At 37.8% G+C, this 16381-nt stretch carries 12 protein-coding genes and 1 pseudogene; 5 read left to right on the top strand and 8 right to left on the bottom strand.

The window, feature by feature from the left end:
* Positions 1-7: 7 nt before the first annotated feature.
* The gene (gene tnpA / locus AC075J_RS16860; protein ID WP_020993527.1) at positions 8-451 is read right to left on the bottom strand and encodes an IS200/IS605 family transposase; all 444 of its coding nucleotides are present in this window, start codon (positions 449-451) and stop codon (positions 8-10) included.
* A gap of 321 nt (positions 452-772) precedes the next feature.
* Between tnpA and AC075J_RS16865 the strand changes: the two genes are divergently transcribed.
* Both AC075J_RS16865 and AC075J_RS16870 read left to right on the top strand, forming a co-directional pair.
* A complete protein-coding gene (locus AC075J_RS16865) occupies positions 773-4672 on the top strand; it encodes a hypothetical protein (RefSeq protein WP_476390528.1) in 3900 nt (1299 codons plus the stop codon).
* Positions 4673-4836: 164 nt separating this feature from the next.
* Complete coding sequence (locus AC075J_RS16870; RefSeq protein ID WP_055201117.1) at positions 4837-5091, top strand: hypothetical protein; 255 nt, start codon at positions 4837-4839, stop codon at positions 5089-5091.
* 491 nt (positions 5092-5582) lie between these two features.
* Here AC075J_RS16870 and AC075J_RS16875 read toward each other — a convergent pair whose 3' ends face one another.
* Positions 5583-6809: an IS4 family transposase gene (locus tag AC075J_RS16875; RefSeq protein ID WP_167343395.1), complete on the bottom strand. Its 1227-nt coding sequence runs from the start codon at positions 6807-6809 to the stop codon at positions 5583-5585.
* Between the two features lie 108 nt (positions 6810-6917).
* Here AC075J_RS16875 and AC075J_RS16880 point away from each other — a divergent pair, with 108 nt between their 5' ends.
* Both AC075J_RS16880 and AC075J_RS16885 read left to right on the top strand, forming a co-directional pair.
* On the top strand, positions 6918-7460 hold the full coding sequence (locus tag AC075J_RS16880; RefSeq protein WP_055201115.1) for a hypothetical protein: 543 nt from the start codon (positions 6918-6920) through the stop codon (positions 7458-7460).
* A 226-nt stretch (positions 7461-7686) separates the two neighbouring features.
* Entirely contained in the window at positions 7687-8622 is a 936-nt protein-coding gene (locus AC075J_RS16885; RefSeq protein ID WP_147412347.1) for a DUF4365 domain-containing protein, read from the top strand.
* Positions 8623-8840: 218 nt separating this feature from the next.
* Here the strand turns inward: AC075J_RS16885 and AC075J_RS16890 are convergent, their stop codons facing one another.
* The 3 genes from AC075J_RS16890 to AC075J_RS16900 form a co-directional block, all read right to left on the bottom strand.
* Positions 8841-9233, bottom strand: coding sequence for a hypothetical protein (locus AC075J_RS16890; RefSeq protein ID WP_174514927.1), 393 nt, complete (start codon positions 9231-9233; stop codon positions 8841-8843).
* 449 nt (positions 9234-9682) lie between these two features.
* Positions 9683-10147 carry a hypothetical protein gene (locus AC075J_RS16895; RefSeq protein WP_055201107.1) on the bottom strand — a complete coding sequence of 155 codons (465 nt, stop codon included), beginning with the start codon at positions 10145-10147 and terminating at the stop codon, positions 9683-9685.
* Positions 10140-10874: a DUF3990 domain-containing protein gene (locus AC075J_RS16900; protein ID WP_055201105.1), complete on the bottom strand. Its 735-nt coding sequence runs from the start codon at positions 10872-10874 to the stop codon at positions 10140-10142. The genes AC075J_RS16895 and AC075J_RS16900 overlap by 8 nt, the downstream gene beginning before the upstream one ends.
* Positions 10875-11482: 608 nt before the next feature.
* Here AC075J_RS16900 and AC075J_RS16905 point away from each other — a divergent pair.
* On the top strand, positions 11483-13834 hold the full coding sequence (locus AC075J_RS16905) for an Ig-like domain-containing protein (RefSeq protein ID WP_055201102.1): 2352 nt from the start codon (positions 11483-11485) through the stop codon (positions 13832-13834).
* Between the two features lie 103 nt (positions 13835-13937).
* Here the strand turns inward: AC075J_RS16905 and AC075J_RS16910 are convergent, their stop codons facing one another.
* From AC075J_RS16910 to AC075J_RS16920, 3 genes and pseudogenes are all read right to left on the bottom strand, one after another.
* Positions 13938-14801 (bottom strand): FKBP-type peptidyl-prolyl cis-trans isomerase, encoded by an 864-nt coding sequence (locus AC075J_RS16910; protein ID WP_022380208.1) that lies wholly within the window; start codon positions 14799-14801, stop codon positions 13938-13940.
* A 72-nt stretch (positions 14802-14873) separates the two neighbouring features.
* On the bottom strand, positions 14874-15842 hold the full coding sequence (locus tag AC075J_RS16915) for an N-acetylmuramoyl-L-alanine amidase (RefSeq protein ID WP_055060436.1): 969 nt from the start codon (positions 15840-15842) through the stop codon (positions 14874-14876).
* Positions 15843-16006: 164 nt separating this feature from the next.
* Positions 16007-16381 (bottom strand): annotated as a pseudogene (locus AC075J_RS16920) (hemoblobin-interacting domain-containing protein); the annotation flags it as partial.

The following is a 16381-nucleotide window of genomic DNA, read 5'->3' on the forward strand; positions in this document are numbered from 1 at the left end:
ATTTCTGTCAGGCTTTTTTCTTTTCTTTTTCCTTTTGTCCTTCGATGTAGGCAAGCACCTGGTCTCTGCTCCTGTCACTGACCGTTATGGCACAGTAAGACGGATTCCACAGATGCCCACCCCACAGTTCCTTTTTTAACTCCGGATACGCAAGAAACATCTGGCGTGCAAGATTTCCTTTCATGATCTTGATCATATCTGAAATATAAAACTGAGGTTTACAATCCACAAGCAGATGGATATGATCCGGCATCACCTCCATTGCCAGAATCTGAAATTTATATTCTTCTGCAAGATTCTGTAACATTTCTTTGCATTCTGTATCGATTCCGTTTTTTAAAACCTTTTTTCTGTATTTTGTACACCAGACAAGATGATACTGCAAGGAATAGACATATCCCCTACCATATGAAAGTTTGTTTTTATCTATATTAAATATATCTTTTTCCATATAAATATTATACCATATGTATTGGTTTGTGTAAACATTTGTTCTGTTGTTTAGTAAAAAAATTTGCGCGTCTAACTCATCACTGAAAGTAACGAGAATGCGATGCGCAGTTATTCAATTGTATCTCGTTGATATAGTTGAAAGCTTTTTATGTGATAACATAACGATTTCTTAATATAACTGATGATTTAAATATAAAAACCCACAAAAAACATAATTATAAATGATATATCTTATATACTCTGCAATCTCGAAAACTATTCTGGATACGAAAATTTCCATAAAAACAACCTGTCCACCACCCAAAGGGGAACTATAATCATGACAAAGATTAAAAACACAAAGAAGGGCATGGCAAAAAAGACATTAAGTATGTCACTTGTTGTTGCAATGCTTGCTACTTCTAATGTGCCGGTATGGGCTGCTGAGTTCAGTGATGGATCTGATGCTGCTGTAGCTACAGAAGCTCCGGCTGCTGAAGCTTTCTCTGATGAAGCAGATGCTCCGGTTGTAGAAGATACTGCAGATGTAGCTACTGAAGCTGCAAAATCAACAACAACAGGTTCTGAGTATACAGTTAATTTATCTGACTTTGCAGTAGATAGTACTGCTGTAAGCAATAACGAAACTGTATGGGGTGGAATATTAAGCGCAAATGTAGATATCACAGCAGTAAGCGCTATTGCTAATGCAACATTAAAAACTGCATGGCAGGTAAATGGAAATATTGTTAATAGCACTATTGCAAATTATGATCCTGCAAATAAAGCTAAAACACTTAATTTAACTCCAGATATGGCAGGCAAATCAATTACATTATTTGTTTATGCTGAACAGGCAGGCAAGGTTGCTTGGAGCTATACATCTGACGCTGTTACAGTAAAAGCAAAAGATATTAATGATTTTATTACTGCATCTGCTGCAGATCCTACATATGATGGAACTGTAAAAAAAGCAGGTGTTACGCTGACCTCTAAAAAAGATAAAAATAATCAGGACTTAGTACAAGCAGGTTCAGATTTACTTGATACTTCAAAATATAAAATAGCATATTCTGGAGAACTTACAAATGTAACTGGAGATAAAGTAACTGTTACATTAACTCCAACTGTTACAGGATATGCAGGACAGGTTACAACAACTTATGAAATCCAGCCAATGCAGCTAGACGGTGCAACAGCAACTATTTCCAGTCGCATGAAAGCAACTTTAGAAAACACATCCTATGTGTATACTGGAAACATAACAGGAAAAGTGAAAAAATCTGATATCAAGTTAGTTGATAAATCAACAGGTGTTGATTTGAGCAATTATCTGGATGTTGATTCTAATGGTTACGTAAAAGTTGAGTTTACTTCTCAGGATAATACTGCAGTTGGAAAAATCAGCAATGTATATGTTGCGATTAAAGAAGGTCAGCCTGAAACAGGAAACAAAAACTATAAAATTGTTGGAAGTAATATCAAAACATTGACAGATAACACTATGACAGTTGTTGCCCGTGATTTATCTACGGTTGATGTTAGTATTGCAGACCAGCAGTATACAGGTTCTAAGGTTACTATTAATCCTAGTGCTGTAACTTTAAAAGATAAAACTACTGGTGAAGAGATTACTAAAGGTGCTCTCGAAATTACTGTTCCGGATAATGCAATTGAACGTGGAACAGGATATGTTGCAACAATCAAACCAGGTGTTGATAATAATGGTATAACAAACAAAAATATTACAGGAAGTACAACTGGAACATTCTCTATTTATTCCAACAGTATCTCCAATGCATATTTTGCAAATGCAACAAGTAATACACTTCCAGCCAAAGAATATACAGGAGAAGCAGTAACATACACAAGCGAAGAACTTGGTGCTCTTAAAATCTTAAACAACACAACTAGTAAAGTAGAGACAATTGCACCAGCTGATTATGAAATCACTTATTCCAAAAATACTAATGCAGGCACAAATACTGCTAAATTAATCGTAACCGGTAAAGGCAGTTATGCTGGAAGCAAAAAAGAGTTGACCTTTACAATCAATCCTGCAACCGTAAGTGCAACAACTGCAGCAGAAGAAGTTGAGCAGAAGAACGCTAGCAGTGCTAAAGATTATAAAGATGCAATGAAAGTTGTTGTAAAAGCTAAAAATTCTGCTAACAAAGAATTTACATTAGTTGAAGGTACTGATTATACAGTTACTTACGGATATGAACATACTTCAGATGGAAATAAAGTTGGTAATTATGTTGTTGCTACTGTAACTGTAACAAATAAAAACTTTAAAGGAACTGCAGCAGCTTCTGCTTTAACTGCAAAATCCAAGATTACAGCTGCAATCTTAAAAGCTGACTATATCAAATTAAAGGAGAATTCTTTCTCTTATAATGGTAAACCTGTTACACCTGATTTTGACGTTGTAATTGATGGTAAAGTAATTAATCCAGCTTATTATACTGGATCATTTACAAACAATATCAATGCAGGTACTGCTACACTTACAGTTACTGGAGATGGAAATCATTACAGTGGAAAAGCAAGTGTAAACTTTACAATTGCTCCTGTTGATGCGTCTAAACTTACTGGTGTTATCGCAACTAAAGAATACAAGGGATATTCTCTTGAGATTCCAGCTGATGAGATTTATCTTACATTAGATGGAAACAAAATCGATGTTGACAGCAACTTCACTCGTACTTTTGGAGAAAACTTAAATATTGGTGAAGGTACTGTAACATTAACACCAAAGAACAGTAACTTTACTGGATCTAAGACATTAACATTCCAGATTTGTGGTGAAATGTTAAAAACCGAAACAAAAAGCGGTTTTAACTTTGCTGATAAGAATGGATTCGCAATAACTGGAAATAATATTAAATTTAGTTATGACGGAACTGCTCAGACTTTTGCCAAAACTACTTTAGATAACAAGACAGGAAAAACATTAACTGAAGGTACTGACTATGAAATCAAATATGTTGATAACGTATATGGACAGAAAGGTACCAATGGTCAGTATGCAGTTGTTCTTGCTATAGCAAAAGGAAAATACGGCGGAGATCTTACTCAGACAGAGAACGGCATTGCTGTGAAGAATGGCGTATATACAGATGCTGAAGGAAATAAGATTGTCAATGTATTTGCAATGAAAACTATCAAAATTGATCAGCAGTCATTTACAGCAGATAATATTGCTATTTCCAACGGAACTTATGCTGCCGGACTTCCGGTAAAACCAGAGGTTAAGATTGTTGTTAAAGGTGTTACTTTAGTAGAAGGAAAAGATTATGAATTAGATCTTCCTGCAAATAAAGACTTAGTAAATGCTACATCAGCAAAATCTCTTTCTGTTATTATTAAAGGTAAAAATGGTTACACTGGAACTGTTGATACATTAAAATGGGGAATTGATAAATTTGATCTTGCAAATGCAGATGTAACTGTTAAAGATGGAAAGATTTCCGTTAAATGTGGAAAAGTTGATGTTGATGCTTCTGAATATACAACAACAGCTAATGGTGATGGTACTACAACAATCAAAGCTGTAAGCACTAGCAAAAACTATACTGGTTCTAAGAAAGTCGCAACAAACGGAACAACAGATGCAGAAAAACCAGCAGCTCCTATGATTTCTGAAGTTAAAGTTACTGGTAACAAAGCAACTGTAGTCCTTTCCAGTGAAGCAGATGGCGCTGCAGGTTATGACTATGTAATCTCAACAGACCGTGAATGCATCACAAACAAAGATTACGCTTCTGTAAACAAGAATCAGGTTCAGACCTCTACTACATTCAAATATGTACAGCAGGGAACCTACTACGCATACTGCCACGCTTGGAAACGTGATGAGAACGGTAAGAAGGTATTCAGCGACTGGTCTAACGCATATCCATTCGTTGTATCCGCAATCACACCGGACGCTCCAGTTATCACAAACGTAACAGTAAGCGGATCTACTATCAAAGTAACATACAAAGCAGCTGCAAATGCAACTGGTTACGATGTAGTACTAGGAACTGGCTCCAAGAAAGAAAACGGTGAGACACGTCCATACCAGTATGGCAATCACAAGAAGCTGAACCTCAAAGAAGGTACAGTAACAGCAACATTCAAAAATGTACCAAAGGGAACATGGGTAGTTGGAATGCATGCATTCAACAGAACATCCGAAGACGGAAAGAAAGTCTTCAGCCCATGGTCAAACCTGAAAAAGGCTACTGTTAAGTAATCCTTTGGGTAAAGAAATATATAAATAAAGAAAAACTATTGCTAGACTCTTAAATGAGTCAAATACAGTACTTCCCCTAGATGAGGGGATATAACAAAACCAATTCAAGGGGAAGAACTGTGTTTATACAGCAATAGTTTTTCTTGTTTTTGAAAGGAGTACTTATGAAAAAGCCATCAGATTTTTATTGTTGTATATGTGGACAGCCATTAAATGATAGACAGGATTTATTTGTAAAAATCAGAGACAACGATAGCGAAGAAACATTACGAATTGTTCCTGTTCATAGTGGCAACTGTGACAATACGCTTTGTAAACAGGAAAGTGCCAAAGGCAACAATACAAACAGTTGCTTTAACTTTTATTCTTTTGGAAATGATAAAGAATTAGAAAAGTATCTTGTTACTGGAGAAGTATAATGTTTGAATAAATTAACTAGAAATCATTTTTTTATTACAGAAAGCTTCCTGTATACTTTAAATAGGTCAAGAGATTGACACAAAAAAATACCTCAAGTATATTTAGATTATTACTGACCAGCCAGTTGGTAAAATCTAAAGAGTACAAAAGGTATCTAAAATGAATGTTAAAGGAACAAAGAAGAAAAATCAAGTAGTAAAAGCAAATATTCAATGTCATTTAGTTAAGTTCAAATAACGAAATAAAGTATATCACATCTTCCGAAACATTGTTCAGTTAAGGACGGTCATGGAAGAACTTGTACTGTACATTATGGAAAAATACTCACATATGCTGCAAAAATATTTTTAGGTATACCGAAAAGACAGATTGCACATCTGCCGCATTAAGAAGTATAATAGGGATGAGGTTTAAGCTACCCGATACATGAAATCCCTATTTCTCTTTGGTCGGAGGTTGATAGGGTATTTACGGTTGGATCTGACTGGTGTCAGTGCCTTTGTATGAGGAGCATGATCTCAGTTTCGTCACCGCCGTTTTTCAGATATGCCCTGCATATGTTGACTGCGGTGGCGAAATTTATTTTATAAACGTGTTTGACATTTTCAGCTGTCTGGATCACAGCATGGGAAGTGACCAGTTCACAGAAATTGTATAACAGCATCCTGGCGGCAATCTCCTGCAGGATCCTATCATATTTGCTGCTGTGCCAGTTGACAAGCCCTATCGTATATTTAAGTTCCCGGAAACTTGTTTCCTCGCTCCAGCGCATTTTGTAAAGCTTTTTTATATCCTTAAGGGAAAATTCCTCTTTTGAGAGATTTGTTGCAATACAAATATAGCTTCCATTTTCAAGCCGGATGCGGACAATGCGGGAACTGATATCATAATACCGGCATTTTTCATCCGGAAAGTCAAAATCCGTGGAAGGCTGGAGGATCGTATAAATATCTGGATTTCCAACTGTTTCCTTTGTGTGCCGTCTGGTGAGGGTTGTTTTTATCCGTGTATCAGACTCATCATCCGGAAGGTCATAAGAGGAAAGGATCCCATTGCTGTCGATATCCTTCATACGGATAACAAACTTCATGTTTTTCCGGATAAGATGTGCAAATGTGTTGAAACTTTCATAACCACAGTCTGCCATCAGGATGGAAGGAGCAGGATCTGAATAACGGTCAACCATGAGGTTCAGTGCTGCACGCTCATGGAGCTTTTTCTTTCCCTGTACGTGAAAGTCACAGTAGGTTTTATTCATGATGTCATAGAGTGCATTGATATGGACAGCGTTGTAGCCTTTTTCACCTTCATGGATAAAAGTCCTTTCATCAGACGGGTTTCTGGCTATATTCACATCGGAGCCGTCGCAGGCCAGAAGCCGGTAGCCGCAATACAGGTCATCGGACAGGGACCTGCACTGTGTTACAAAGGAATGGAACAGGAAATCCCATCCTTCAGGAAGAAGCTTGTAACGCTGCTGTGTGAATGCTGATTTTGACGGTGCGGACAGGAAATGGCTGAAAAAATCCAAGATTTCATTTGAAACCGTTTTGCCCTGCATCAGAAGCATAAACTGTATATATTCTTTAAAAGTAAGTTTACGCTTCCTGGTAAAATCGGTTTCCGGATTCCTGGAGAATAAAAAATGGATCTGCTCCAGTTCGTCAATGCAGTTATTGAGAACTGTTTTTAATTGTGATAAGAAAATGTGGGCCATGAGGTACCTCCTTGAAATATGTTTATAATCAACGTTTACGAAACATATATCGGCTGATCTGTCAAGCTTTTTTTGAAAAAACATGGGAATATGTGAGGGAAAACAATCATGCAGTTATACCAGTTTGAAAAAATCTATTCACAGATGGAGAGGGAATTTGGAAAGATCCGAAAGGGTGAAGAAGAAACATACGCCATGCTGCTGTTGCCAATGGAGGGAAATGTGTTAAAAATACACCGCGAATTCCCAGGGGCCAACAGCCGTAGACTAAGGGAGGCTATTGCCCTGGCGTTATTTGATGTAAAAGTGAATTACAGTGGTGAAGAATATGATACAGGAAAGTTTAGAAATAGAGAAAATGAAATGCTTGAAAGGGCATTGCTTATGGCATTTGACCCTTATACGAATCATGAGATAATGGAACTGTTAAAAGAACAGTTCCATGTGGATATGCTGTCACAGGAACAGGTGAAAGAATACTATAAATTTCCGGTAATGTGCCTGTTAAGGATCAAGGAATCCATTGATACATGGGAAAAACGTTCAGGCTCAGATGGATACTTTGATTTTATTGAGGGATATATGGGAAGAGAGATAACAGGAACTGAGATGAACTTTAGTATTATGAGTTCAGGTATATTTGATATGTAATAATTTTTAAATTTGACAACAAAAAAACCAGTGGCTTCATAATGATGAAACCACTGGAAAGCACCTTAACTAAATGACATTGCTCTCATAATATTGCATGTAATTTCTAGAAATCAGTATTTAGAATTCATATGTTGTTTCTGAGTAAAAATTTTTAGACATTATGTTTAAGAAAGGAAATTGTGAGTAGAGTATTAGACTACTACCATAAAGGATAATCATGAATTTGGGAAGCATAAATGAAAATGACTTTAAAGAAAGCAAAGCTGTAGCTATTGCTAAAAATATTATTGAAGAAAATAGATGTTTTAAAACTTTTTTTTGTGAAATGGATAAGCGCCCCAATTTAGACGGTCATATGTCTTTTATATATAAAAATCAAGAACGTATGATTATTGAGGTACAAATAAAAACATTACCACAAAACTATTGTTTATCAAAATCTCGTGTATCGAAGTATTACTATGACTGCGATACAAAGGTATTTAACGTGGTAAAAGAAAATGTTTCCTTGAATCCAGTCAGTTTAATTTTAGTAGATACATATAATAAAAAAGTATTTTGCATATTATTAACTCGTCAGTATGTTGCAGAATTGCATGTAAATGGAAAAACCACGAAACGAATTTATTTTAATGATAGTGATGAATTTAATAACGACAAATTTATTACTGAATTATTAAAGTACAATAAAATATTGAATACAAATACATCGTGCCATGTAAAGGTCAGAACTATTTATAATATACTGAAGCCGCGAAGAAAATTACCACATATTGAATTAGAACATATTTATGATGTCGAAAATTATGGCCTTGTATATACGCATAACAATATTTTGGGTTACCTAGGAAATTTTTGGGTTAATACAAAGGGAAAAAAATATCACATATATAGCTTATATATGCAAGATACAGCATACGACAATTCATTTAATCAATATGAATATATACGATTAGAGAGTGAAAAAACACATATTTTTGCATATCGTCAGTCTTCTGGTACCTCCATAACAGACGCTGATATAGTAAATATTCTTTATGAAATTGCCTATTTTAAGAAAAAAGATATTGTATTTTATAGTTCAGGGATTCCGGTATATGTAATAGCAGGACGGGTTATTTGGAGACTCAGAGCGGAGAAAATCGAAAAAGAATGGTAAATAGTTTGAATTCAAAGCAAGCGATGAGACCCAGGACATGACCCGAAGGGTCTGACCGCAATGTGGTCAATTTATCGTCAACTTAAGGAAAATCGTCAGATTTTATCCTAATTATATACTATGGTTTACCGCAAAAATGCAGGATTAATCCTCAACCAGTTAGGAAATTCACCAAAAAGGCGCACTTAAATAAAGCTTAAATGTGACAGTGTTTTTATTTACAAGGCAGCTTTCTTATTTCTAAAATGTGAACGTCCTTTTGACTTTAATTTTTTTCTTGGAAATGATCTTCCGGGAAGGATCTGTGAACGGCACCGGACAGCTTCTTTGTACAGCTTCTCAATAACTGAGAGTTCAGACAGACCACAGAGAATCTTTGGAAAGATGATCTTGATCCGTCCGATGATAAATGCGCGATTAGCCTGATAACGATATTTATTGGAACTTTTGGAAGTGATGTCTATTTCTTCATCTGCGTTATTCTTGATAAGGGAAACAAGATTTGAAAGAGGCATATTGATATAAAATTCCTGAATGATAGAAGTTGCAGTAGCACCGGAAAACTCTTCCATAGCAAAACGGCTCTTTAATTCTTTGTATTTTAATTCCACCGGCCAGGTTCCCCCGAAGGGTCTGACCATCTAATTTTCAAATAAAATAATTCTAATTTTTTCATAAACTACCGGGGTCAGATTATCGAAAACAATCCGGGAAGAAAGTAATCTTTACATAAAATGATACAGAAATTTTTATAAAGCCAAAAACAGAAATGCCTAAATAGGACTCCTAGCATCATTACGATAGGGGGTCTTCGTAAGTAGGTAATCATCCGTATATTGACATTTTATAAAAGCCATCTGATACTGTTCCTGGCTGTCTGCCAGATTCTCTATCAGATGGCTTTGTATTATTTTTTAGTTTAGTACGGCAGTATTCCGGAAGATCCTCTGACCATGGAAGCAGTTTCTTTAATTCTTCCTCTTTAGGAAAAGCTTCCTTTTTTCTGAGTTCATCCAATATATAGGTCAGATATGCGTATGGTTTCAGATGCTCTGGTAACTCAGTTGTCGAGTAGTTCACTACGATGCATATATAAGTCTTTCAAATGATAAATCTCATATATTTTTGTAACCGCATTGGTAAGAGATGTTTCGTGCAGTGGATAATACTGCTTATATAATTTTTCCGGTTTTACAATGTCAATTATTTCAGAAGACCAAAGCCTGTACTTCCATTGCAGAGTAATATAACAGTCAGACATCCATTCCAGAATAAATTCATCATAAGTATTACTTATTTCTGCATTTAAATCTACAGTAATTCCCATATTTCCCATAATCTGTTTCGGAGTTTTACATAAATACAGGGGATTCCCCATATCCATATATCTACGATAATCACTTTTCATATATTTATAGATTATGCCAAAACAGTCAGAACAGTTTCGAGCTATCAATTTAAATAAATATCTTCCAGATAGTTTTGCACTGTTCAGGTAACCTGAATCATATGCCGGATTATTCATAAAAATCGCCCTCCTGATGATAGAGTAAAAATTTCCCCATAGCAGTTCTCACCGTAATTCCCGGAACTTCGAATCCTTCCAGCAAAATTGCACGGTTTCTTGCAGAAAAAAATTGATTTACTTCTCTGCGAGCGTGAAAATCAGCTGTTACATCTGATTCGTCTTTGTATACCTGCCATGCATCTTTCCATTCAATCTGTTTAAATGCTTTTTGTGATTTCAAAAATATCTGATTACCAAGAGAACCTTTATAGAAAAGTTTCTTTATTTCTTCAATATTGATCTGATTTAGCAAAAAAGCTTCTATGACCTGTGTATAACTGTCATCTGCACGATAGCCTTTGATAATATCAAAATCTGCTGTAGAAATACGGTACATTTCTACAATCCGCGAACCTGTGATTTCAGCACTCTCCAGGCTTGTTCCCCTGTTGGCAATGACCTCTGCGATCCAGGCTAAGATACCATAATCGTTCAGATCCATTATTTTCAGACCAGAAGTATTCAAAATATACCGGTTAACAAAAGAGTATTCCGGATCACCATTTAAAACAGCCCAGCTTTTTGCACGGTCTTTATATTCAGTGGTATAAAATCCATTTCCATAATCATTATCTGTTTTTCCACCCTGATAAATTGGTTCTTTTAAAATATGATCAGAACCATGATAAACAATTACATTCTCATATGCTGTATCAGAGTCCATAATATTAACATGACTTTTCACTTTATACCCTCCTTAAATTTACTTTTCAGCTGATTTTATTATAACATTGTTCTAACATCTATGTCAGTATAAAGATTTCGACACAAAGCGTTTGATTTTTACCGACAAAAATGGAAGTGGTAAAACAAGTATATTAGATATAGTAGTATATTATATTTTATCCCAATATAAATAAAGAGCCCCTGACCAGATGGATCAAAAACTCCTGCTGATGTTTTTTTGTTTACCAGTATTTTTTTATATAGTTGACAGCTATAGTGGTTCAGTTGTCAAGACAAAAATTTAAGCATTTTATAATGAACTGATATATGTAACTGGGTAGGGGAGAAAATCCCCCCTTAGGCTGCATGATTATCCAGTAACAGGATTGGATAATAGCAGGATGAGTAGGGTCCCCGAGATAAAACACTAATCTTTCTTTATATCCGCTGAGCAGTTTCTGGCTGGCAATTTCACGCATTAAATCAACATAATCTGTCATAGACGTTGCAGAAGTTGTGTGCTATATTGATTATATAAGAATAATTCTTTCGATGTACCAGACCACTGATTTGGTACAATGCAACTCCAACGCAAAACCACCATTATTTCCAAGGAGGATTTGAAAGATGAAAAAGAAATTGTTAGCTTTATTACTGGCTTCTTCTATGGCTCTAATGAATGTTGCTCCTGCATATGGTACAGATATTTTTACTGACCCGGATAATGCGGCAAACGAAGATGTAATTTCTGTTCCTGAGGAGCTTGATAACAATGGAGAGTTCAATGACACTGAAGATGAGTTTACTTCGGAACAGACAGATGATGATTTCTTTTCGGATGAAAAGGAAATGCCTTCTGTTCAGGAGGGGGACACGTTGGTTGCAAATGCAGGGCAGGGAATAACAGCTGGTACTTCCACATATTCCTCAAAGTCTTCCTTTGGCCGGAGAAAGGCTCTTTCCCAGCTTCAGGGTATGGGCATCAACAGCGGATCTTACAGCTGGAACTGGGCAAGTCCTGAATATACTTCTTATTATACAGATGAGGCAGGAAATCTTCATATTGTTGCCTGGAAAGATCAGACTTTATATGATGCTGTCTGCAATTCCGATCTTAATGTTACCAATGTAACAACAGTAAAGCTTCCGCTTCCATTGTGGGGAGGATTCTATGCTGCACCCGATGGGAATTTTTATATTGCAGCAGGACAGAAAAATCTGAACGAAGACAACAGCATAACGGCTGTCCGGATTCTCAAATATAGCCGTGCCTGGAAACTGCTTGGTGCAACGGACATTGGCGGCGGATACACAAATATGTTTGAAGGAATCTACATTCCTTTTGATGCTGCTTCCCTGCGCATGACCCAGATCGGTTCTACCCTGATCGTACACACAGGACGGGAAATGTATGGGATGGAAGGGATACATCATCAGAGTAATATCACTTTTGTCATTAACACGCAGGATATGACGCTTATTAATTCAGATATGCCTTATTGTAGCCATTCCTTTAATCAGTTTGTTGTAAATGACGGCTCTCATGTGTATTTTCTGGATCATGGGGATGCTTATTACAGAGGTCTGATCCTGTCCTCCTTCTCCGCATATTCCGGCGGATATATCGCTCAGGATCGTGCGGTAAATATCTTTCCTTTTATGGGAGCTACAGGTGATAATTATACCGGATGCGAGGTAACCGGATTTTCTCTGGCAGGAAATAATCTGATCACAGTAGGCAAGTCTGTTCCCCATGGTTTGGCTGTGAATGGACAGACCGGATATGAAAATCTTAACAAAAATATCTTTATGATAATTACAGATAAGAACAGTATGACTTCCAGATTTATCTGGCTCACTCAGTATTCACCATCAGGAGCAGAAATAACTCTGACAGAACCAAAGCTCATCCCTGTAGGAAATAATCAGTACGCAGTCCTTTTCTCAGAGGAAACCTCCAACCAGAGCGTTCTGCATTATCTCCTTATGGATATGTCCGGAAACGTAAAATTATCCAAGTTATACAAGAATGTAACGATCCAGACGGATTCACAGCCGATCTTATGGGGACGTAATATTGTATGGGTATCTGGAAATTATGATAACGGCAACTATGACAGTTCCCGCACATACCTGTATGAAATCCCCGTAGTGACAACTCCACTTAATGGAATTGCTCTAAACCAGACAAATCTGACAATTGACGAAGGCAATACACAAAAACTCACGCCTTCCTTTACACCATCCAACTCTGATGATGTAAAAGATGTGGTCTGGACAAGCAGTAATCCTGGGGTTGCGTCTGTCTCAGAGGATGGAACCATTCAGGGGAACGGTTATGGTCAGGCAGTAATCACTGCTTCTGCCGGAGATTTTCAGGCCCAGTGTCAGGTGACGGTAAAGGTATCTGAGAACAACTCACCACTGACAAAACCTGTGCTGAAACTTTCCCAGAAAGCTGCGGATCAAATACATTTAACCTGGAAAAAGATTCCGGGTGCCAAAGGATACCAGATTTACTGCAAGACAGATTCCCGGTCTTCTTATAAGCGGATAAAAACTCTGAAAACAGGATCCCTCAGTTTTGATGCAGCTGTAGTACCGGGAGTAACCTATTCATTTAAAGTCCGTGCTTATGGAACCAACGCAAGTGGAAAAAACAAATATTCTAAATTTTCAGCGGTGAAATCAAGAAAAGCTGCTGTCCCGGCTCCATCTAAGGTTTCATGTAAAATGAGTAACGGTGGTACAGAGGTTTCCTGGACAAAAGTAGCCGGTGCTTCCGGATATGTAATTTACCGCAATGGTTCCGCTGCCAAAACAGTGAAGTCCTCTGTCTCAACCTGGAAAGACACAAAGGCTTATGATTCCCAGACAGGCATGTACTGGGTTTATAACTATTATGTAAAAGCTTTTAAGACAGTAAACGGCAAGCGAATATACAGTAAGCCCACAAAAACAGTAAATCTTTACTCGTAAATTATAAAACTACAAAAAGCACTATCACTTTGGTAAATAAAGTATAAAACAGGGCAGTCTCATCGGCAAAATTTTTGCCGGGAGGCTGCCCTGAGTATTTGTCTTATTTCACTTCTACTAATTCAATCTTGAAGTTAAGTTCTTTTCCAGCCATTTCGTGGTTTGCATCAAATGTAATGTTTTTCTCATCCTTAGCTGTCACTTTAACAGGGAATGGCTGACCGAACTGGTTTGACAGGTATACCTGCTGGCCAACTGTCAGGTCTTCGGAACCTGGGAGCTGGGCGATTTCCATAGTGAAGATAGCGTTTGGATCTGCCATACCGTATGCTTCTTCAGGCATAAGGTGAACATCAATGATCTGACCAACTTCCATATCAGCTACAGCAGCATCAAATCCTCTGATCATCTGGCCTGCACCGCAGATGAATTCCAGCGGTTCGCCACGGTCGTAAGAAGAATCAAACTGTGTTCCGTCATTGAAAGTTCCTCTGTAATGTGTGCGGCAGGTTTTTCCTACATTGCGTCCTGTAAGCTGTGGCTGTGATCCGCCACATCCACCGCATCCGCCACCGCAGCTGTCTCCACAGGAGTGTCCCTCCTCATGGCTGCCACAGGAATGACCTTCTTCATGATGGTGATGGTCGCAGTTAGCTCCGGAAGACACTAATTCACCTTTTAAATAGCTTTCAACTGCCTGATCAGTATTTCCCTGGGCTCCGGCGCATAATTCGATTCCTGCCTCTGTGAGAGCTGTCTGAGCACCACCGCCGATGCCACCGCAGATCAGAACATTTACACCCTGCTCAGCAAGCAGACCTGCAAGTGCACCATGTCCTGTACCGTTAGAACCGATCACTTCACTGGAAACTACTTTGTTGTCTTCCACTTCATAAACTTTAAAAGACTCTGTTTTTCCAAAATGCTGAAAAATCTCTCCATTATCATATGTTACTGCAATTTTCATTTGAAAAATCCTCCAAATTATTTTTTATACCCATTCAGTCCAGTATAAACTGTCTGCGACACAAAAGCAAGGCTATTTGATCAGGTAATTCTCAATTCCATTTGCAATTCCCCGTACCATTTTTTTCTGATAAGAACTCTGTTGCATACGGCGGTCTTCGGAAGGATTACTCATATATCCCATCTCGATAATCGTTGTCGGAACTTTGCTCCAGTTATTTCCGGTCATAGAGTCTGTTTCCCAGACGTATTCTTTTCTGCATCCTGTAGCTGACACATATGCATTGAGCACAGCCTCAGAAAGAGCTTTGTTTTTTCTGTACATAGATGAAATATAAGGACTGTTTCTGGTTGTACAGATAGTCAGTGCTCCACTGATAGAGGAATTATCACTTCCATTGGCATGGATACGGATATACGCATCCGCGTTTGCCTTATTTGCCACTTTTGCGCGGTCAATACAGCTGAGAGCTACTTTACTGTTGGTTCGGGTCATTATTACCTTAAAACCTCTTTTCTGAAGAAGGGTTCTTAGCTGAAGACCAATGCTCAGGTTGAGCTTATATTCCTCCACACCTGTAGCAACACCCTGGGTTCCGGACGTATCTTTCTCTTTCAGCTGGCTGGAATCAGGCCCAAGAGGTTCATAGCCACCGGCAACAACAGCAGAATGCCCCGGATCCAGTACAATAACAGGAGTCCAGACACCTTTACTGTTGATCTTTCGTCTATTTACAGTCTGATTGATACGCATTCTTCCAGTCTGTTTGCCAAAATATCTGAAACGATTATGAATACGGTGCCATCCTGTAAGCATGGTACCGTCTGCTGCAAAACAGTAATAATACTTGCCGATTTTGTGCAGGTCTGTCAGCTTTTTGCCATTCTTATAATAGTATTTTTTTCCACCGAAGGTTTTCCATCCGGTGAAAGTACTGCTGACAGATGCTGCCTGGACATCTGTAAAATTTACAGAAGGTAAGGCTGTGACCAGGAGAAGAATGCACAAGAGCCAGATAAAACATGATTTTCTTTTCTTCATACGTGACTTCCTTTCATATAGAGATGTTTTGAGTAATGGTTTTCTGTATGTTGATTATATCATGTAATTGTCTGGGAGTGTGGAAAAAAGTTCCTAAAAAGAAAGACTCCGGTCGCAATGACCGGGCCTTCTTTTTAGGAATCTGTATTAATTACCCAAATGGATTATTTAACAGTAGCCTTTTTCAGGTTTGACCATGGGCTGAAGACTTTCTTTCCGTCTTCGGATGTTCTGTTGAATGCATGCATTCCAACTACCCATGTTCCCTTTGGTACGTTCTTGAATGTTGCTGTTACTGTACCTTCTTTGAGGTTCAGTTTCTTGTGATTGCCATACTGGTATGGACGTGTCTCACCGTTTTCTTTCTTGGAGCCAGTTCCCAGTACTACATCGTAACCAGTTGCATTTGCAGCTGCTTTGTATGTTACTTTGATAGTAGATCCGCTTACTTTAACGTTTGTGATAACTGGAGCATCCGGTGTGATTGCGGATACAACGAATGGGTATGCGTTTGACCAGTCGCTGAATACTTTCTTACC

Source organism: Blautia sp. ZXY-1-C6 (genome assembly GCF_056339875.1).